Source organism: Pseudoalteromonas sp. HL-AS2, from assembly GCF_031198805.1.
Lineage (GTDB): Bacteria > Pseudomonadota > Gammaproteobacteria > Enterobacterales > Alteromonadaceae > Pseudoalteromonas > Pseudoalteromonas nigrifaciens.
Map to the genome: position 1 here is coordinate 1,548,249 of NZ_CP133571.1, position 19,091 is coordinate 1,567,339.

20 protein-coding genes are annotated in these 19,091 nt (G+C 41.0%); 13 read left to right on the forward strand and 7 right to left on the reverse strand.

The features are described 5' to 3' along the window. The gene (locus tag RB215_RS07325) at window positions 1–1,176 is read right to left on the reverse strand and encodes an isovaleryl-CoA dehydrogenase (RefSeq protein ID WP_011328132.1); all 1,176 of its coding nucleotides are present in this window, start codon (window positions 1,174–1,176) and stop codon (window positions 1–3) included. Between the two features lie 39 nt (window positions 1,177–1,215). Continuing rightward, window positions 1,216–1,650, reverse strand: a complete 435-nt coding sequence (locus RB215_RS07330) for a MerR family DNA-binding transcriptional regulator (protein ID WP_011328133.1) — start codon at window positions 1,648–1,650, stop codon at window positions 1,216–1,218. A 330-nt stretch (window positions 1,651–1,980) separates the two neighbouring features. Here RB215_RS07330 and RB215_RS07335 point away from each other — a divergent pair, with 330 nt between their 5' ends. The 9 genes from RB215_RS07335 to RB215_RS07375 all read left to right on the forward strand — a co-directional run bounded on the left by RB215_RS07335 (window position 1,981) and on the right by RB215_RS07375 (window position 10,959). After that, a complete protein-coding gene (locus RB215_RS07335; protein ID WP_309217120.1) occupies window positions 1,981–3,162 on the forward strand; it encodes an acetyl-CoA C-acyltransferase in 1,182 nt (393 codons plus the stop codon). 84 nt (window positions 3,163–3,246) lie between these two features. Next, complete coding sequence (locus RB215_RS07340; protein ID WP_011328135.1) at window positions 3,247–4,737, forward strand: CoA-acylating methylmalonate-semialdehyde dehydrogenase; 1,491 nt, start codon at window positions 3,247–3,249, stop codon at window positions 4,735–4,737. A gap of 127 nt (window positions 4,738–4,864) precedes the next feature. Then, window positions 4,865–6,022 carry an acyl-CoA dehydrogenase family protein gene (locus tag RB215_RS07345; protein ID WP_011328136.1) on the forward strand — a complete coding sequence of 386 codons (1,158 nt, stop codon included), beginning with the start codon at window positions 4,865–4,867 and terminating at the stop codon, window positions 6,020–6,022. Between the two features lie 10 nt (window positions 6,023–6,032). Beyond that, window positions 6,033–6,830: an enoyl-CoA hydratase gene (locus RB215_RS07350; protein WP_011328137.1), complete on the forward strand. Its 798-nt coding sequence runs from the start codon at window positions 6,033–6,035 to the stop codon at window positions 6,828–6,830. Next, a complete protein-coding gene (locus RB215_RS07355; protein WP_011328138.1) occupies window positions 6,830–7,972 on the forward strand; it encodes an enoyl-CoA hydratase/isomerase family protein in 1,143 nt (380 codons plus the stop codon). Before RB215_RS07350 ends, RB215_RS07355 begins: the two co-directional genes overlap by 1 nt. A gap of 4 nt (window positions 7,973–7,976) precedes the next feature. Continuing rightward, entirely contained in the window at window positions 7,977–8,867 is an 891-nt protein-coding gene (mmsB, locus tag RB215_RS07360; RefSeq protein WP_086996141.1) for a 3-hydroxyisobutyrate dehydrogenase, read from the forward strand. A gap of 9 nt (window positions 8,868–8,876) precedes the next feature. Continuing rightward, on the forward strand, window positions 8,877–9,647 hold the full coding sequence (locus RB215_RS07365; protein ID WP_089368245.1) for an SDR family oxidoreductase: 771 nt from the start codon (window positions 8,877–8,879) through the stop codon (window positions 9,645–9,647). A gap of 421 nt (window positions 9,648–10,068) precedes the next feature. Further along, window positions 10,069–10,314 (forward strand): hypothetical protein, encoded by a 246-nt coding sequence (locus RB215_RS07370; RefSeq protein ID WP_309217121.1) that lies wholly within the window; start codon window positions 10,069–10,071, stop codon window positions 10,312–10,314. A gap of 135 nt (window positions 10,315–10,449) precedes the next feature. Then, window positions 10,450–10,959, forward strand: coding sequence for a hypothetical protein (locus RB215_RS07375; RefSeq protein ID WP_309217122.1), 510 nt, complete (start codon window positions 10,450–10,452; stop codon window positions 10,957–10,959). 40 nt (window positions 10,960–10,999) lie between these two features. Here RB215_RS07375 and RB215_RS07380 read toward each other — a convergent pair whose 3' ends face one another. Together RB215_RS07380 and RB215_RS07385 are read right to left on the reverse strand one after the other, a co-directional pair. Next, window positions 11,000–11,545 carry a transposase gene (locus RB215_RS07380; RefSeq protein ID WP_309217123.1) on the reverse strand — a complete coding sequence of 182 codons (546 nt, stop codon included), beginning with the start codon at window positions 11,543–11,545 and terminating at the stop codon, window positions 11,000–11,002. Beyond that, a complete protein-coding gene (locus RB215_RS07385) occupies window positions 11,491–12,153 on the reverse strand; it encodes a transposase (protein WP_375144259.1) in 663 nt (220 codons plus the stop codon). Before RB215_RS07385 ends, RB215_RS07380 begins: the two co-directional genes overlap by 55 nt. Before the next feature lie 422 nt (window positions 12,154–12,575). Here RB215_RS07385 and RB215_RS07390 point away from each other — a divergent pair, with 422 nt between their 5' ends. Beyond that, complete coding sequence (locus tag RB215_RS07390; protein WP_309217125.1) at window positions 12,576–13,217, forward strand: AbiV family abortive infection protein; 642 nt, start codon at window positions 12,576–12,578, stop codon at window positions 13,215–13,217. Window positions 13,218–13,286: 69 nt separating this feature from the next. On the opposite strand, the gene RB215_RS07395 is transcribed toward RB215_RS07390, so the two are convergent. Beyond that, complete coding sequence (locus tag RB215_RS07395) at window positions 13,287–13,697, reverse strand: hypothetical protein (protein ID WP_309217126.1); 411 nt, start codon at window positions 13,695–13,697, stop codon at window positions 13,287–13,289. A gap of 488 nt (window positions 13,698–14,185) precedes the next feature. On the opposite strand from RB215_RS07395, the gene RB215_RS07400 reads away from it, so the two are divergent. Both RB215_RS07400 and RB215_RS07405 read left to right on the forward strand, forming a co-directional pair. After that, window positions 14,186–14,428: a hypothetical protein gene (locus tag RB215_RS07400; protein ID WP_089368251.1), complete on the forward strand. Its 243-nt coding sequence runs from the start codon at window positions 14,186–14,188 to the stop codon at window positions 14,426–14,428. Between the two features lie 115 nt (window positions 14,429–14,543). Next, complete coding sequence (locus RB215_RS07405; RefSeq protein WP_192532755.1) at window positions 14,544–15,563, forward strand: hypothetical protein; 1,020 nt, start codon at window positions 14,544–14,546, stop codon at window positions 15,561–15,563. A 359-nt stretch (window positions 15,564–15,922) separates the two neighbouring features. Here the strand turns inward: RB215_RS07405 and RB215_RS07410 are convergent, their stop codons facing one another. Continuing rightward, window positions 15,923–16,807, reverse strand: a complete 885-nt coding sequence (locus RB215_RS07410; RefSeq protein WP_011328148.1) for a LysR family transcriptional regulator — start codon at window positions 16,805–16,807, stop codon at window positions 15,923–15,925. Between the two features lie 271 nt (window positions 16,808–17,078). Here RB215_RS07410 and RB215_RS07415 point away from each other — a divergent pair, with 271 nt between their 5' ends. After that, the gene (locus RB215_RS07415; protein ID WP_309217128.1) at window positions 17,079–17,909 is read left to right on the forward strand and encodes a sulfite exporter TauE/SafE family protein; all 831 of its coding nucleotides are present in this window, start codon (window positions 17,079–17,081) and stop codon (window positions 17,907–17,909) included. Window positions 17,910–18,036: 127 nt separating this feature from the next. On the opposite strand, the gene RB215_RS07420 is transcribed toward RB215_RS07415, so the two are convergent. Then, a complete protein-coding gene (locus tag RB215_RS07420) occupies window positions 18,037–19,086 on the reverse strand; it encodes a methionine synthase (protein WP_011328150.1) in 1,050 nt (349 codons plus the stop codon). Between the last annotated feature and the right edge of the window lie 5 nt (window positions 19,087–19,091).

Here is a 19,091-nt window from a genome sequence, read left to right on the forward strand (position 1 = left end):
TTAACGGCTTTCAGTGAAAAGTTCGCGGCCAATTAGCATACGGCGTATTTCTGAGGTACCTGCACCAATTTCATATAATTTGGCGTCACGTAGTAGGCGGCCCGTTGCGTATTCATTTATATAACCATTGCCACCTAAAATTTGAATGGCATCTAGCGCCATTTTAGTTGCCAGCTCGGCTGCATATAAAATAGCACCGGCAGCATCTTTACGGGTGGTTTCACCGCGATCACACGAGCGAGCCACTGTATATACATACGAGCGTGCGGCGTTCATTTGCGTATACATGTCGGCTACTTTACCTTGAATTAACTGAAACTGACCAATAGGCGTATCAAACTGTTTGCGCTCATGAATATAAGGTACAACAATATCCATACACGCTTGCATAATACCCAGTGGGCCTGCTGCAAGTACTACGCGCTCGTAGTCTAGGCCGCTCATTAATACCTTAACGCCTTCGTTTAAGTTACCTAAAATGTTTTCTTCGGGTACTTCGCAGTTTTCAAATACCAGTTCACAGGTATTTGAGCCACGCATACCAAGTTTGTCGAGCTTTTGCGCGGTTGAAAAACCAGGAAAGTCGCTCTCTACTATAAATGCAGTAATACCTTTTGCGCCGGCAGTTAAATCGGTTTTAGCGTAAATAACTAAAGTATGCGCATCTGGACCATTGGTGATCCACATTTTATTACCGTTTAAAATGTACTTATCACCTTTTTTCTCGGCTTTAAGCTTCATTGAAACTACGTCTGAACCCGCATTTGGCTCGCTCATAGCAAGGGCACCAATGTGCTCACCGCTAATAAGCTTAGGCAAGTATTTTTCTTTTTGGGCTTGCGTGCCGTTACGATTAATTTGGTTTACACACAGGTTTGAATGCGCACCATAGCTTAGGCCAATAGAAGCACTTGCACGGCTAATTTCTTCCATGGCAATAACATGCTCTAAATAACCTAAACCAGCACCGCCAAATTCTTCAGCTACTGTCATTCCCAATAAACCCATTTCGCCCATTTGTGGCCAAAGTTGATTTGGGAAAGCGTTATCAAGGTCAGTTTTTTCGGCTAGTGGGGCAATTTCTTGGCTGGCAAAGCTGTTTACATGTCCGCGGATCATATCGGCGGTTTCGCCAAGGCCAAAGTTCATTTCTTTATATAGTGAAATAGTGCTCATGATTCATTCCTGTGTGATTGATTAAGTTAATACCGCGTATTACTCATCTATTTTATTAAGTGTGTCGCGGCAACGGCGCTCGGCTGTTACCAATTCCATAAGAACAACTTTAATGTCGTCCATTTGTTGTGATAGGTCGGCTTTTTTCTCGCTAATAAGGTCCAGCATAGTTACCAGCTGCTTAGCACTTGATTTGTCGGCGTCGTAAAGTTCAAACAAACGTCCTGTTTCTGCTAGCGTAAAACCTAAGCGTTTACCACGTAAAATTAATTTTAAGCGTACTTTATCGCGTTTAGAGTAAATACGGGTTTGGCCATTTCTACTTGGCGTAACAAGCCCTTGGTCTTCATAAAAGCGGATAGAGCGGGTGGTAATGTCAAACTCCTTTGCGAGTTCGCTAATACTAAAAGTTTGTTCATTATTGGCAGGCACAGTGGCCGACGTTGCAAAGCTTGTTTGATTATCTGGTTTCATAATAGTGTTTTACCTCATTCGAATAACCCCAATATAAGTGAAGTTTACGTAAAGGTAAAGCAAGATGTTTGTGTAATACTTTAGACTAATGAAAATGGCGAGTAAACTTTCATTAAAGTTAGGCTTTAAAGCCTGCGTAGGCGTTTTTACTGAAGTGCAATGAAACATAATACAAATAAGTTTACAGTTTTTACAGTCAACTAAAAGTTGATTTTAGATTTACGTTGGCGTAAACGTAAATATTATGTATGCTCGTAAACAGATTATAAATAAATTGTTTGGTTCAGCGCATTAAATTGCACGGGGCCAATTACTAAATGGAGCCTTTTTATGACTACTGAAGCCGTTGTTATTGTAGCAGCAAAACGCACCCCTATGGGTGGATTTATGGGCGCACTCAATGATGCGCAATCAACTGAGCTGGGGGCAACCGCTATTGCTAGTGCATTGGCAGAAACAGGCCTAAGCACAGATGCTATTGATGAAGTAATTATGGGCTGTGTATTACCTGCTGGTGTAGGCCAAGCGCCTGCTCGTCAAGCAATGTTAAAAGCAGGCCTAGCACTTAGCACGGGCGCTACCACTATAAATAAAGTGTGTGGCTCTGGCTTAAAAGCGGCAATGTTGGCACATGATCTAATTAAAGCGGGCTCTATAAACTCAGCAGTGGCTGGTGGCATGGAAAGTATGAGTAATGCACCGTACTTTATTCCCAAAGCTCGCGGCGGCATGCGCATGGGGCATGGCGAAATTAAAGATCACATGATGAGCGATGGCCTTGAAGATGCTTACGACAACAAAGCTATGGGTTGTTTTGCACAAGACACCGCCGATGAATACGGTATAGGCCGTGAACAAATGGATAACTTTGCACTAAGCTCGCTAACCAAAGCAAAAGCCGCAATTGAAAACGGCAGCTTTAATAACGAAGTTGCACCGCACACTATGCAAACACGCAAAGGCGACGTTACCGTTGCCATTGACGAGCAGCCAGGTAATGCCCGCCCAGAAAAAATTCCGAGCCTGCGTGCTGCATTTAAAAAAGACGGCACTATTACAGCCGCTAACTCATCGTCAATTTCAGACGGTGGCGCAGCACTTATTTTAATGAGCGAGTCAAAAGCCAAAGAGCAGGGCTTAACCCCGCTTTGTAAAATTATAGCGCACAGCACGCATTCTCAAAAACCAAGCGAATTTACAGTAGCGCCAGTGGGCGCAATGAACAAGGTACTAGAAAAAGCCGGTTGGACTACAGCCGATGTTGACCTGTGGGAAATTAACGAAGCGTTTGCCATGGTTACTATGCTTGCTATTAACGAGCTTAAACTAGATGAAAACAAAGTAAACGTAAACGGCGGTGCATGTGCATTGGGCCATCCAATTGGTGCAAGCGGCGCACGTATTTTAGTAACGCTTATTCATGCACTTAAAAATCGTGGCCTTAAAAAAGGCGTAGCGTCTTTATGTATTGGTGGCGGTGAAGCCGTGGCCATGGCAGTAGAAACACTTTAATTTTTCATCACAAAATAATAATCAATGCAGCGCTAATTATAATAATAAAGCTGCACTAACACTCTTATAAAACAGGATTTAATTATGCACCAAGTACCACTACTGATTAATGGCGAATTTATTCAATCAAGCTCAAAAGAACTTATTGACGTAATAAACCCAGCCAACCAAGAAGTGCTAGCCCAAGTACCTTGCACCACAGACGCAGAAATGGATGCAGCTATTGCCTCGGCTTCAGAAACGTTTAAAACGTGGAAAGATGTGCCAATTACTGAACGTGCGCGCATTATGATGAAATACGCTGCGCTATTAAAAGAGCACCACGACGAGCTTGCCACTATTATTTGTCATGAGCTTGGTAAAACCTTTGAAGACGCTAAAGGCGATGTATGGCGTGGTATTGAAGTAGTTGAGCAAGCGGCTAACGCACCGTCATTAATGATGGGCGAAACCATGGAAAACGTAGCGCGTAAAATCGATACGTATTCTTACATGCAACCATTAGGTGTGTGTGCGGGTATTACGCCGTTTAACTTTCCGGCAATGATCCCATTGTGGATGTTTCCGCTGGCAATTGTGTGTGGTAACACCTTTATTTTAAAACCGTCTGAACAAGATCCACTTACGCCAATGCGCTTAGCTGAGTTATTTATGGAAGCTGGCGCGCCAAAAGGCGTGTTACAAGTAGTACATGGTACAAAACCACAAGTAGATCGCATACTAGAGGACAAAGCAGTACGCGCTATTTCGTTTGTTGGCTCGTGTGGCGTTGGCGCTTATATTTATTCAAAAGGCACAGCAAATCTTAAACGCGTACAAGCGTGTGTGGGTGCTAAAAACCACATGGTTATTATGCCTGATGCCAGCAAATCGCATGTGGTAAATAACTTAGTTGGCGCGTCGGTTGGTGCAGCTGGCCAGCGTTGTATGGGTATTTCGGTTGCGGTATTTGTTGGCCAAGCAAAAGACTGGGTTGATGAAATTAAAGCAGGTTTTGAAGGTGTACGCCCAGGCGTATGGGATGATGCTGGTGCAGCGTATGGCCCGCAAACGTCACCGGCTGCCAAAGCACGTATTTTATCGCTTATTGCCGGTGGTAAAGAGCAAGGTGCTAAATGTTTAATTGACGGCTCAAACTTTACGGTTGAAGGCTACGAGCAAGGTAATTGGGTAGGCCCAACCTTGTTTACCGATGTAACTAAAGACATGGACTTATATAAAGAAGAAATTTTTGGTCCCGTACTGGCGTGTATGTTTGTAGATACATTAGATGAAGCCATTGCGCTAATAAACGACAGCCCATACGGTAACGGCACATCGCTGTTTACCTCAAGCGGCGCAGTTGCGCGTAAGTTCCAACACGAAATTGAAGTAGGCCAAGTAGGTATTAACGTGCCAATTCCGGTGCCACTGCCGTTCTTTTCGTTTACTGGTTGGAAAGGCTCGTTTTATGGCGACACTCACACTTACGGTAAGCAAGGTATTCGTTTTTATACCGAAACTAAAACCATTACTTCACGTTGGTTTGAAGACGACATAGCGTCGGGTCCAAATATGAGCATTAACTTAAAGTAATTACTCATAATAAATAGTTTATAAAAAGCATAATTAATAATAAAGAAGGGCACGAAGGTAACTCCTATTACCTTCGTTGCTCTTCACTAATCACCTAGACAACACATAACTAATTGAAGAGGTCTATATGGACTTTAATTTATCAGATGATCAGCAAGCATTTGCTCAAACAGCACGTCAGTTTGCTGACTCAGAACTCGCACCGTACGCCGCTAAGTGGGATCGCGAACATATTTTTCCTAAAGACACGATTAAAGCGGCAGGCGAACTAGGTTTTTGTGGCCTTTACACGCCAGAAGAAGCCGGTGGCCTTGGCTTATCGCGCTTAGATTCAAGCATTATTTTTGAGCAACTTGCTATGGGCTGTACCGCAACAACAGCCATGTTAACCATACATAATATGGCCACTTGGATGGTAGCAAGCTTTGGTACTGACGCCGCTAAAGACAAATACTGCGAACAACTAGTTACTGGCGACTTACTGGCATCGTATTGTTTAACCGAGCCAGGCTCAGGTTCAGACGCCGCATCGCTAAAAACCAAAGCAGTACGCGATGGCGACGAATACGTAATTAACGGCTCAAAAATGTTTATTTCGGGCGCGGGCGAAACCGAAGTATTAGTCGTTATGGCGCGCACCGGATGCGATGGCCCTAAAGGTATTTCGGCCTTTATAGTACCTGCCGACGCTAAAGGTGTTGAATACGGTAAAGCCGAAGAAAAAATGGGCTGGAACGCACAACCTACACGCTTAATTAGTTTTGAAGATGTGCGTATTCCGGCGCATAACTTATTAGGTGCAGAAGGCGAAGGTTTTAAATTTGCTATGCAAGGCCTTGATGGCGGGCGCATTAATATTGCAACCTGTTCAATTGGCACAGCGCAAGCGGCGCTTAATACGGCTCGCGAATATTTAAAAGAACGCACTCAGTTTGGTAAACCACTGGCCGCGTTTCAAGCGCTGCAGTTTAAAATTGCCGATATGAACACCGAGCTTGTAGCCGCGCGCCAAATGGTAAGGCTGGCTGCGTTTAAGCTTGATAATAACGACAGCGAAAAAACCACGTATTGTGCTATGGCAAAACGTTTTGCAACCGATGTGGGCTTTACCGTATGTAACGACGCCCTGCAAATTCATGGTGGCTATGGTTATATTAAAGAATACCCATTAGAGCGCCATGTACGTGATGTACGTGTACACCAAATTTTAGAAGGCACTAACGAAATTATGCGCGTTATTATAGCGCGTCGTATTTTAGCAGAGTCAGCCAGCGAAGTTTTATAAGGAGTTATTTATGTCAGAGTCAAATACTAAGTCTAATCCTAGCATTGAATTAACGACCGAAGGTCATGTAGCCATATTAACTATGTCAAACCCGCCAGCAAATACCTGGACCAAAGACACATTAATTGCCTTAAAAAACACCGTTAATAAGCTAAACAAAAATAAAAATATTTATGCACTAGTGCTTACCGGCGAAGGCGAAAAGTTTTTTAGTGCCGGTGCCGACTTAAACTTGTTTGCCGGTGGCGATAAAGGCGTAGCCGCCGAAATGTCGCGCGTATTTGGCGAAGCATTTGAAGCACTTAGTAACTTTAGGGGCGTGTCGGTTGCTGCTATTAATGGCTATGCCATGGGCGGTGGTTTAGAAGTAGCACTCGCGTGTGATATTCGTATTGCTGAAGAGCAAGCACAAATGGCACTTCCTGAAGCTAAAGTAGGTTTACTACCGTGCGCTGGTGGTACACAAAACCTAGCATGGCTGGTTGGCGAAGGCTGGGCAAAACGCATGATTTTATGTGGCGAGCGCTTAAAAGCCGACAAAGCACTGCAAATTGGCTTAATTGAAGAAGTTGTTCCACAAGGCGAAAGCTTTGCTGCGGCGCTTAAACTAGCTAACCAAGTGGCCGATCAAAGTCCGTCTTCGGTTGCAGCATGTAAAACATTGATTCAAAAAGGGCGTCATCAGCCTATGGCGAGCATTTTACCGCTAGAACGTGAGTTATTTGTGGCCTTATTTGACACCGAAGATCAGCAAGAAGGTGTAAGTGCCTTTTTAGAAAAGCGTCGTGCAAATTGGGTGAACGGCTAATGAGCGGCTTAACATTATTAAATCATGCAGATGACGCAGTCGTATTCGAAACGGCAACCGCGTCAAACGGTGCTTTAATAGCGTTTGCTACGCTAAATGCACCAAAGTCGTTAAACGCCCTAAATTTTGAAATGATCAAACTATTAGAGCCGCAACTAAAAGCTTGGGCGCAAGATAGCAGTATTGCCATGGTGGTATTAAAAGGCGCAGGCGACAAAGCTTTTTGTGCTGGCGGCGATGTTGTAAGTTTGCACCACGCTATGGCTCAAGGCAGCGCAAGCGACTTAGTAGAAGATTTTTTTACGCAAGAGTATCGCCTTGACTATTTAATTCACTGTTACGAAAAGCCATTATTAGTGTGGGGTAACGGTATTGTAATGGGCGGCGGTTTAGGCTTAATGGCCGGTGCAAGCCACCGCGTAGTAACCGAAACATCGCGTATAGCAATGCCTGAGCAAACAATTGGCTTATACCCTGATGTTGGCGGCAGTTATTTTTTACATAAAATGCCTCACAGTGTTGGATTATTTTTAGGGCTCACGTCAGCGTCTATAAATTGCGACGATGCCCGTTTTGTTGCCCTTGCCGATCACTATGTAAAAGCAGACAAATACGATGCACTTTTAGCGGGTTTACTCAGCATTAAGTGGGGTAAAACGGCCAGCTTAAATCACGAAAAACTTACTACGCTGTTAACTGATTTAGATCAGCAATCAGGGCGTTTACCTAAAGGTAATATCAAAGCAAATTTGGCAACTATTCAAGAACTCGCTGAGTTTACTACGCTACAACAACAGGTTGACTATATTTTAAACTTAAACACAGACGACAAATGGCTACTAAAGGCGCAAAAATCGCTTAAGCATGGTTGTCCGCTAAGTTGTGCGTTAGTAAGCCGCCAATTAAAAACCAGTAAAGGCAAAAGCCTTGCTGAGTGTTTTAGAATGGAGCTAGGTATGTCGGTACGTGCCGGCGAAGTGGGTGAGTTTCAAGAAGGTGTACGTGCATTGTTAATCGACAAAGACGGTGCGCCAAACTGGCAATACAAAACACTCAGCGACGTGCCAAGCTCAGTGGTAGATAGCTTTTTTGAAGATCGCTATGGCAATAACCACCCACTTAAACAATTACAACAAGGCTAAAGCTATGAGCAAACTCAATATAGGATTTATTGGTTTAGGCAACATGGGTGGGCCCATGGCGGCAAACCTTATTAAAGCAGGGCACACAGTAAGTGTGTTCGACTTAAACCAAAATACAGTTAACGAGCTAAAAAGCAAAGGTGCAAACGCAGCCGCAGATGCAACGCAATGTGCCAACAACGTAGACATACTTATTAGCATGTTGCCTGCTGGCAAGCATGTTAAAGCGCTTTATTTGGGCGAAAACGGGCTAATTAACAGCTTAAGCAAAACCACCTTAGTTATTGATTGCTCAACCATAGATGCCGAATCGGCGCGCGTGGTTGGTAAAGAGTTAGCACAGCAAGGTATTAGCTTTGTAGATGCACCGGTATCGGGTGGCGTTGCAGGCGCAACCGCCGGCACACTTACCTTTATAGTAGGTGGCGATAAAGCCGCGTTCGACAAAGCCAATACTGTGCTGGTTGATATGGGCAAAAATATTTTTCATGCAGGCGACATTGGCGCAGGGCAAGTAGCAAAAATATGTAATAACATGCTGTTGAGCATTTTAATGGCAGGCACCAGCGAAGCACTACAAATGGGCATAAATAATGGCCTAGATCCTAAAGTACTTAGCGACATAATGACCGCAAGCTCAGGGCGTAACTGGACGTTAGAGTTATATAACCCGTGTCCAGGTGTAATGGAGTCGGCTCCTGCAAGTAACGAATACAAACCAGGCTTTATGGTCGATCTAATGGCGAAAGATCTAGGCTTGGCAATGGAAGCAGCAAAGCAAAGTAAATCAGCCACGCCAATGGGTTCAATGGCCAACGACTTATACGCTACACTGCAGCACCAAGGTGCGGGTACTGAAGATTTTAGTGCCATATTTAAATTATTTTCGAAGTAGGGGTAACGCGTGGAAATTAAAAATAACACGGTAGTAATAACCGGTGGCGCACAAGGCTTAGGTTTTGCTATGGCGCAAAAGTTTGCAAAAATGGGCGCAAACATTGCCCTAATCGATATGGCGCAAGATGCACTTAACACAGCAACTGAGCAATTAAGTCAACTTGACGGCGTAACTACGCGTATTCAAGGCTACGCCGCTAACGTTACCAACGAGAGCGAAATGGAAGCGGTATTTAACACCATTAATAGCGACTTTGGCCATATTGGTGTATTGATCAACAATGCCGGTATTTTACGCGATGGCATGTTTATTAAAGCTAAAGACGGCATAGTAGTTAAAAAAATGTCGCTTGAGCAATTTCAATCAGTAATAGACGTAAACCTTACTGGCGTGTTTTTGGCAGGCCGAGAAGCTGCCAGCCATATGATTGAGTCGGGCAAAGGTGGCGTTATTGTAAATATGTCGAGCGTAGCGCGCGCCGGAAACATAGGGCAAACAAACTACGCAGCCTCTAAAGCAGGCGTTGTAGCGCTTACTACTACATGGGCTAAAGAGCTTGGCCGTTTTGGTATTCGCGTAGGCGCAATTGCACCAGGTGTTATAAGCACCGCAATGACCGACGTAATGAAACCAGAAGCTAAAGAGCGCATGCTTAGCGTAACTCCAGTAGGGCGTTTAGGTGAAACTGCAGAAATAGCCCATACCGCACAATATATTATCGAAAACGACTTTTTTACCGGTCGCGTAGTAGAAATAGACGGCGGCATTCGTTTGTAAAATGAGTTGGTTTAAGATTAATTAAAAAAGCATAACTCGTGTGGGTTGTGCTTTTTTGTTTTAAATAGAGACGTTTATAATCTTGAAAAAGGGCTAATAACACCATTAGCGCCTTGTTGCATAAGGCTTGCTATACATATGATCTTTAATCATGGTTAGAAAGATAGACTTCATAAATGATATTCAATTATTTAAATTAGGCACTGTATATATAAACAGTTGCTTGTATTTTGTCCAATAACATTATTAAAATTTGTTTTAGGGTATTTTAATAACGGTGACTTTATAACATACGTAATTACTTGTTTACATTGTAGTTATTTAGTGGAATTATTGAGCCATGTAATATACGCCGTTTTGGGGTGTTATAACCCCCCAAAGTGGTGTTCAATAAGCTGTTATGCCACACAAGGAGTTCAGCATGAGTCAAAAAATTGATCTTTATGATCACAGCAGTAATTACTACCACGGCCAGATTAAAGATGATGGGAATATCGATCTCTACAGCCCAAGCAATTCCTACTATCACGGAAAACTGAAGAGTAATGGAAATATAGAAATTTACGATTCAGGCAACAATTTCTACCACGGAAAGCTTAAAAGCAACGGTAATATTGATCTTTATGATCCAGAAGGTAATTACTGGCATGGTAAGGTTAAGGCATAACAAGCAAAGTCACTGCGACCAAATACTCTCCACTTCAATTTTGTGCGGGAAAATACTCGCACAAAATCAAAGCTCCGGTATTTGGCGCGTGCTTTGGGCGTTAGGTGTTTCGGTCACATTGAACCAGAGGTGTTTGTGAAAATAGAATATGATGTGGAGCTTTATAAAAAAATTGCAAATTTCACTGTAAATGAAATTGTTCAAGTTTCTAACAGAAAAGGTCACCGGAGCAGTATTCATATAACTAATATCACTAGATTGACATGGCAACAGTTGCAGTTATTAGTTTCTAGTGGCGCTGATAGATTTAGTAAAATGGTGTGTTTGTATCGAGAATATTCATCAATGAAAGAAGTTGCTGAATCTGTAATTAAAGGTAGCCCTCTCTCAAAAAGTGAAAATGACGAAATCAATGAGTATATTAAGATATTTCGTGATTATGATTTATCAAAGCACCATGAAGTTAACGAAATAATTAGCGAAAGAGGTGGTTGGGATAAATTCCAAACAATCCGCTCTTTAAATGATCATGGTAAACATAAAAAAATACCAGGTATACAACCTCACTATTTTGAAATTGTTTGTAATATTTTAAAAATATCAGGGGAAGGTGGTTTGTCGCTTGACGGCTATCAAAAATATTAAACACCTAACAACACGCCCTGAGGTGGACGACTAGTAAAATTTAGCTATTAATTGCAAATTTTAAAAGTGGTGAGCCTCTGCGTTTTAATGCTGCTAAATACGTCGATTCATCGTAGGGTGTATTTGTTTTCCAACACCTAAATACAATCCTTATCCATTTAAATGCCAGTGATCTAATAATGCTGTTGTGCGGCTTACCCTTGGCTTTTTGTTGCTCATAATACGCTTTAGCCCAAAATGAATAACGAATAGAAAAGCCTGCCCATTCTACAAATGTTTGCCTTAAAAAAGTGGGGCAACTATAACGCCAATGCGTCCACATCTTTTGACCACTGCGCTCAATAACAGGCGCTATACCAGCGTATTTTTGAAGCTCTGCAGCATCATTATAACGCGCACGATTACTCCCAAAAGCAACAAGTAAACGTGGCGCGAGTTGTGGACCTGCGCCGGGTAAGCTATCAAATATCTTTTTATCCTGCTGGGCTTTATAGGCCGATTTTATTGCTTTATCGAGCTTTTCAATACCTTTTAATAACACTTTAAATTGGGTGATAAGCACTTCAACGAGCATTTGATTGGGCACAATGACTCTAGCCGTGCATTATTGACCGTGCAATAGTGTGAGTTATGACTCTCAAAAAAGTCGAGTAAAGTCTGTTTTCTTGCTTTTTTAACCGCAGTGAGCGACGGCCATTTCTGAATGAAGTCGCAGAATATATACGTGTCCTTTTCTTTAAACCATTCAAGTGCCTGCGGGTAATAATTCTTTAATGTCGCCGTTATCTTATTGGATAAATCGACACTGTCTTGCACTAAACTTCGGCGATATTCAACAAGCTGAGACAGCGTTCGCATAGCTGCAGGCTCAGGCTCAATGACAGACAGCTTATTCATGTGTAACGTGAGAATTTCAACTTGTACAAAGGCATCTGATGGGTCATCTTTTGCGCCACTGGGCGTAAAAGCCTGGCGGTATTTAGCAACGGCACAAGGATTAACGGTAAATAAAGTAAGGTGGTCGTATTTAGCTAACGCATAAATAAGCGGGCCTTTTTTAAGCTCACAAACAATCGCTATTTTCTGCTCTGGATAACGCTGTTTAATATCCATAGCCCATTCATGCAACGCTTCAGGTGTGTGTTTAATAACGGTGTAATGGTATTTATTAGTGCCTGTTGGGTGTTCACAAATATCATGTTTTTATCGGCCCAATCTATGCCAATGAGTACAGCAAAATTATCAACGTTATATGCTTTCATTTTATAGCGCCTACGGTTAAAGTTAAGGACGGAATGTGCTTAAATCTCGTTTCTCGCAGGTCTTATAGATAGTCTTGGTCGGCAATCCCTGAGTATGCGTTTTGAAATCGAGGTGCTCTGTTGGCTCGAACGTCTTGTTAAAAACATTGGATGTTTGTCATTCAATATTCGTAACCAACAGAAGCATATTCCACTTAATATAATAGTCAGTTACTTTTAAATTAAGTGGCTTGGTCGAACTATAAGAAATTAAACAAGGACAAAAAATAGTTGGCTTTTTGTTCACTTCGTTCACTTATTTTAGCCAACCATTTTTTGCCTGTTAATTGGGCGTTAGCTGTCTGAGGAGTTTCCGTGCAAAAAAAGAGTTACCACTATGCTGCTGATGCTGCGAAAATCATTTCGGATGACTACATCGGGTTATTAGATCGCGATGAGTATAATTCTGCAATTATGCATGTTAAAGAGTTAATTAGTGCTTCGCATATTTTATTCATGGCTAAAAGCTATGCTCCTTCTGTTTTTTTAAGTATCACCATATATGAAGAAATCGCAAAAATTAAATCTGGACACATGCGTTCATGGAGCGGTGAAAAAAAGCAAGTAAGACGAAGTAAAGATCCATTATTCCAGCATGGTAAAAAACATAAAATTGCACTTGATGATATCTACCTCATAGGTGAAAGACTTGAGAAAAGTATTGGCAAGGAACGTGTTTCAGAGTTTTTCCAAAAGTATCAGTCAGGTGAGTATTCAAATTTTCGAGAGGAATCCTTATATTTTGCACGTTGTAATAAAGGGCTACATATTCCGTCGAAAGAGTTTGATTTAAAACTTGCAGCTGAACATTTGTTAATTGCTATCGAAATGTTTAGTGATGAGTTTTGGGGAGTGACAGGTGAAGCATCCAGAATATGCGATACAACAGATCCAATGTATATAGAAGTTGAAGAACAGCTAACAAGAACTTCAAACGGAACAAAAACAGTTGGTTAGGTTCCGCTTCGCTTCACATTATAACCAACTATTTTTGTCCGCTTAAGTGGGCGTTAAGCGTATATGTGGTTAGCTCGGTTGAGGACCATTTACTATTTTGCTAATTGTTCCTTGTTGAACTCCATATTGAGAAGCAAGTTGATTTTGGTTATAACGACCAGAGTGGTAAAAGTGATAAATCTCTTTTTTAGCCTGATCACCTAATCGGTTTGTTGGATATTCTACGTTAGCTAACTGTAATAATTGATTGTAAGCATTTATATGCCTGTTTAGGTTATCTCTGCACCTATTCAATTCAAGCATTAAAGAAGCGTATTTTATTGAGTCCTCTTCAGTGGTCATACTACTTTGGAGCATGCGGAGTTGTGATTCATAGTTATCATAGTGATGTTGGAGTTCTGTGATAGCTTGCTTTGATCGTGCTAATTCTTCACGACTAACTTGTTGTTGCTGTTGCTGAATAATTGGTTCAAATTGCATTTTAGACACCTTGGAATATTTGGAATAAAAATAGAATACAGGAATATTCCAAATATTCCAAATATTCCAAGGTGTAATTGCAAAATACGCTTAACAACACGCCCTGAGGTGGACAGCAAGCACTAAAGCTCACTTTCCACCGCAAATTTTAACAGCGGTGATCCCTTACTTTTCAATGCGATTAAGTAAGTTGATTCATCGTAGGGTGTATTCGTTTTTTCAACACTTAAACACGATCCTTATCCATTTAAATGCCTGTGATCTAATAATGCTGTTATGCGGTTTCCTTCGGTCTATTTCTCACTATTTAGCTCTTGCCATTCGCTGGTGGTTATCGTTAAATAACAGTATGTTATTTAAACGGTGATCTTCCTTCAGAGGGCATTCACGTTATAAGTTGATGCCCATGTCGGGCGTACACAAAAAACTCTGCGCCTGTTAGCTAAGCGTTAGTTTTACTTTAAGCTCAGAGTGTTAATGGAATATTTATGCCAATAAAAAAATGGATTGTTCAATACGCTATAGCTCTACCAATTGTTTTTTCTCTGCTGACAAGCGTTCAATACTTAAAAGGCAGAAGTCTAGAATACTCTATTGAATTTGGTATTTTGTGGGCCTGGGTATCGGTAACCATTTTTGCTATTAGGCGTTTCTACAATTATCGCAAAAACATTAATTGTGCTGTTTGCAATGATTTACCTGATAAGAATCAAGATTCTGGTGGTAGTTAAACATAAAAAACTGTTAAATAAGGATAAAAAAAGTTAGTTGTTTTCGTTTCTCAACATTATAGCCAGCAATTTTTTGCCTCTGAATGAGGCGTTATGTACTCAAAGGAATGTTGAAATGCTCTACAAAATAGAAGAACAAGCTGACGTATTTGAAAAACTAGAACCAGTCGAGTTCAAAGATTTTTCTAGTTTCGGAAAGCTTGAGAAAGATTTGGAAAACTTAATTGCAAATAGCATTTTAGATGTATTGTTTGAGGATGCTAGGTTAATGCCTGTTTTTCAAGAAAGGCAATGGCAAGCAGAAGCTGATATATATGCACTCAATGAAAATGGTGAATTGGTTATATTTGAGTTAAAGCGTGCATCTGCTGGTAAAGATGCTGTTCATCAAGCACTAAGGTACGCACAAGACGCAGGCCAATGGAGCTACCAAAAGTTAGAAAGAAAGTTCAAAGAATATAGCAAAAGCAAAATGTCGCTGGTTGAAGCTCACAGAGAAGCTTTTAACCTAGAGCATGAATTAGAACCAAAAGAAATAAATAATAAGCAACACCTATTGGTTATCGGTAGTGCAGCCGATGAGTCATTAATATCATCCATAGATTACTGGAAGAAAAATGGAATATCTATTGATTTCTTGCCATATCGAGTTTATGAACTTGCTGGAGAAAAGTACTTTGAGTTCTTCGCTCTCCCATACGATAAACATAAAAATCCAAGTGATGTAAAAGGTGTATTATTTGACACAAATCGTAGTTGGGATGAAAACTCTATTTGGTCAATGATGGATAATAGCCGTCTTGAAGCCTATGGTGACGCAAAGAGGTTCGTTCATCATGTTCATGTGGGAGATATTGTTTTCTTTTCGCACAAATGGTGTGGCTTAATAGCTGCTGCAAAAGTTAAAGGTGAAGTCAAAGCTCCAGACAGCGATACTTTGTATCGAGATGTGGATTTTCTAACTCCTATCCCGAGCCGCAAAGATAATATAGTGTCGGCTATGCCTTTTTCTGAGGTTAGCTCAAAAACAGGTAAAAGTTTCTTTTGGGCACGAACGATAAAAGTGCCTTATCTTACAAAAAGTGAAGCGCTTGAATTGGTTGATGAGCTTAACAATTACCTGCGGCGCACATAACAAATCAGAATATAAACACTGGTTAGGTGGTATATTTGTTGAGCCTTCTAAGCGAATTAATAGTGTTTCAAGCTTATTGATTTCCGAAGCTAAAAAAAGAAAAATAAAAGGACAGGCATAAAATATTGCCTGTCCCTTTCTAACACCTAAATACAATCCTTATCTATTTAAATGCCAGTGATCTAATAATGCTGTTATGTGGTTTACTTTGGCTTTGTTACTTAAAATACACTGTGCTGAATTCAATCAGCTATTAACAAAACCCCAGCCTGCACAGCTGGTTTGTACTAAACATGCGGGTAGGATAACGCGCTTATGAGCCCACACTGTGCATTTAATTTGGTTATGGGTTTTTATGGTTATGTTGTTTTTTTTGCTTGGGCAATAAAGTCATTTAAGTAGTCTATATGCTGCTCGTTGTTACGAATACCGACAAATATTTGTTTGTTAATACCTTGCTCTCCAAACCTTAGGCTTTTGATAGGCATTGTTTTAGAATACTCGTCTACTAGCCAGCCTGGTAAAGCACAAATACCGCGACCCGCAGCGACCATTTGTAGCATGATTTCGGTTGTTTCAATGGTTTTGTGTTTTTTTACTGAACACTTTGCTGGATTAAGAAACTGGCTAAAAATATCAAGCCTTAGCGGCTCTACAGGGTAACTAAACAATACTTCTTCGCTTAGTTGCTCGGGTAATACAAACTCTTGTGTAGCAAGTTTATGGGATTTAGCAACTACGAGTCTGTGTTCGTAGTTAAACACAGGTATATAGCTTATTTTAGGTTTAAAGAGTGGATCGGGAGTTATTAGTACGTCAATTTCGTAACTTAGTAATGCACCTAAAGCACCAAACTGAAACTCCTGCTTTACGTCAATGTCTATGTCTGGCCAGTGCTCTAAATAGGGCTCAATTACTCTAAGCAACCATTGGTAACAAGGGTGGCACTCCATGCCAATGCGTAGCGAGCCTAGTTCACCTTTAGCAATTTGATTTAGTAATAACTCAGTGTGTACAAACTGCGGTAATACTCTGTTTGCCAGTGTTTGAATATGCTCGCCAGCCGCTGTAAGGCGCAAATTTCGACCGTCTTTTTTCCATATTGGCGTACCAACTTGGCCTTCTAGTTTTTTAATACTGTGACTTAGTGCCGATTGCGATAAGTACAACGAATTTGCTGCCTTAGTTAGGGTTCCATGTTCTTTTATGGCGGTTAGTATTTCTAAGTGGATCCTTTCCAGCACAAGTTAACTCCTATCTATAATTTAGCTTTAATGATGACTGATATTCATTGGTTGATGAAATTATATCATTTTATCAAGCAAACAAGTTTATTTACTATTAAGGTGGGAATAACTAATTATAACAAAGCGTTATATTAAACTTAGCGAGAGCTGAGTTTGTAGAGCATGCTAACGTGATTGTTTTATTTAAAAACCTAAAAGCAGGGGCTGTAATTACCTCGTAAATTGACTGAAAGGTCTTTGTTGTGATTAAAAATAGAAGTAATAATTAATGAATATCATTGAATTTATAACAAGTAATATATCTACTTTGTTGGCACTGGTAGCCACAGGCGTATTTGCTGGTATTTTAGCAGGCTTACTCGGTGTTGGCGGTGGAATTGTAATTGTGCCTGTGTTGTTTTTTTTGTTTCAGAGCTTTGGGGTATCGCCCGAATCTGCAATGTTAATTGCAACAGCTACGTCTTTGGCAACCATAGTGCCTACATCTATTAGTTCAATTAGGTCTCACAATAAAAAAGGCAATGTGGACTTTAACCTTTTAAAACGTTGGGCTGCATTTATTCTTATAGGTGTATTGCTGGGTAGCTGGTTAGTTACTCGGGTTGATGGCAAGTTGCTTACGATATTGTTTGGGGCAATAGCGCTGTTATCTGCACTTAATATGCTGTTTAGAGCGGGCAAGTCGGCGTTGTATCAAAAACTGCCAGGTACAGTAGGGCAAAGTGTTATGGGCGCATTTATTGGCTTTTTAAGCTCTATGGTGGGAATTGGTGGCGGCACTATTTCGGTGCCATTACTTACTTTATATAACTATCCTGCTCATAAGGCCGTTGGTACAGCTGCAGCAATTGGGTTAATTATTTCATTGCCTGGTGCGCTAACTATGTTGATATTGGGCAGTACGCCAATTGATGCGCCAGCGGGTACGTTTGGTTTGGTTAACTTATTTGGCTTTGCATGTATTGTACCGCTAACCGTACTGTTTGCGCCTGTAGGCGCGTCGTTAGCTGCAAAACTAGATGCAGGTAAACTGAAAAAGATATTTGCTTGTGTACTATTAATTACTGGTTTACGCATGTTAGGGCAAGTGTTTTTATAGGTTTTTAATTTAGTCATTGTTTGTTTAAAAAAGAATGCCCGGCATAGGAGCTCTATGGCGGGCATTCTTTTACATAACTATATTGAAGTGCTTATATTAGTTGGATTATATAGGTTTATTTGTTGGGCTAACTTTTGTTAGCTAGTTCTTTGCGAATTATTTCTGCTCCTGCACTTAAGGCATTTAACTTAGCGTTTGCTACATTACGCGCTAAAGGAGCCATACCACAGTTGGTACAAGGGTAGAGCTTGTCGGCATCAACATATTTAAGCGCTTCGCGCAGGGTATTAGCAACTTCTTCGGGTGTTTCTATGGTGTCGGTTGCTACATCAATAGCGCCTACCATCACTTTTTTGCCGCGAATAAGTTCAAGTAGCTCCATTGGTACATGAGAGTTATGACATTCTAGCGAAATAATATCTATATTCGATTGCTGTAACTTAGGAAACGCTTCTTCGTATTGGCGCCATTCTGAGCCTAATGTTTTTTTCCAATCGGTATTGGCTTTAATGCCGTAGCCGTAGCAAATATGCACCGCGGTTTCGCATTTTAGTCCTTCAATTGCGCGCTCTAAACAGGCAATACCCCAGTCATTAACTTCATCAAAAAATACATTAAATGCTGGTTCATCAAATTGGATAATATTTACCCCTGCAGCTTCTAACTCTTTGGCCTCTTGATTAAGAATTATGGCAAATTCCCACGCAAGTTTTTCGCGACTTTTATAATGATCGTCATAAAGGGTATCTATCATTGTCATTGGGCCTGGCAAAGCCCATTTTATTGGCTGGTTAGTTTGCTGGCGTAAAAATTTAGCATCTTCAACAAAAACCGGCTTTTGTCGACTAACAGGGCCAACAACCGTTGGTACACTTGCATCGTACCTATCGCGAATTTTAACGGTTTTACGCTTTTCAAAATCAACACCGTTGAGGTGCTCAATAAAGGTGGTAACAAAGTGTTGCCTGGTTTGCTCGCCATCACTGACAATATCAATGCCTGCTTGTTGCTGATCGTGTAATGACAATCGAAGGGCGTCTTGCTTACCTTCAATTAGTTCATCGTCTTGTAATTTCCAAGGCGACCAAAGTGTTTGTGGTTGTGCAAGCCAAACCGGTTTAGGCAAACTGCCCGCAGTTGACGTAGGTAATAGTGTATTGCTAATAAGTGTTTTCATGATAA

Bases quoted from the DNA above. Each gene is read 5' to 3' on its own strand.
- RB215_RS07325 (WP_011328132.1), bottom strand. From the start codon at position 1,176: ATGAGCACTATTTCACTATATAAAGAAATGAACTTTGGCCTTGGCGAA.
- RB215_RS07330 (WP_011328133.1), bottom strand. From the start codon at position 1,650: ATGAAACCAGATAATCAAACAAGCTTTGCAACGTCGGCCACTGTGCCT.
- RB215_RS07335 (WP_309217120.1), top strand. From the start codon at position 1,981: ATGACTACTGAAGCCGTTGTTATTGTAGCAGCAAAACGCACCCCTATG.
- RB215_RS07340 (WP_011328135.1), top strand. From the start codon at position 3,247: ATGCACCAAGTACCACTACTGATTAATGGCGAATTTATTCAATCAAGC.
- RB215_RS07345 (WP_011328136.1), top strand. From the start codon at position 4,865: ATGGACTTTAATTTATCAGATGATCAGCAAGCATTTGCTCAAACAGCA.
- RB215_RS07350 (WP_011328137.1), top strand. From the start codon at position 6,033: ATGTCAGAGTCAAATACTAAGTCTAATCCTAGCATTGAATTAACGACC.
- RB215_RS07355 (WP_011328138.1), top strand. From the start codon at position 6,830: ATGAGCGGCTTAACATTATTAAATCATGCAGATGACGCAGTCGTATTC.
- mmsB (WP_086996141.1), top strand. From the start codon at position 7,977: ATGAGCAAACTCAATATAGGATTTATTGGTTTAGGCAACATGGGTGGG.
- RB215_RS07370 (WP_309217121.1), top strand. From the start codon at position 10,069: ATGAGTCAAAAAATTGATCTTTATGATCACAGCAGTAATTACTACCAC.
- RB215_RS07395 (WP_309217126.1), bottom strand. From the start codon at position 13,697: ATGCAATTTGAACCAATTATTCAGCAACAGCAACAACAAGTTAGTCGT.
- RB215_RS07400 (WP_089368251.1), top strand. From the start codon at position 14,186: ATGCCAATAAAAAAATGGATTGTTCAATACGCTATAGCTCTACCAATT.
- RB215_RS07405 (WP_192532755.1), top strand. From the start codon at position 14,544: ATGCTCTACAAAATAGAAGAACAAGCTGACGTATTTGAAAAACTAGAA.
- RB215_RS07415 (WP_309217128.1), top strand. From the start codon at position 17,079: ATGAATATCATTGAATTTATAACAAGTAATATATCTACTTTGTTGGCA.
- RB215_RS07420 (WP_011328150.1), bottom strand. From the start codon at position 19,086: ATGAAAACACTTATTAGCAATACACTATTACCTACGTCAACTGCGGGC.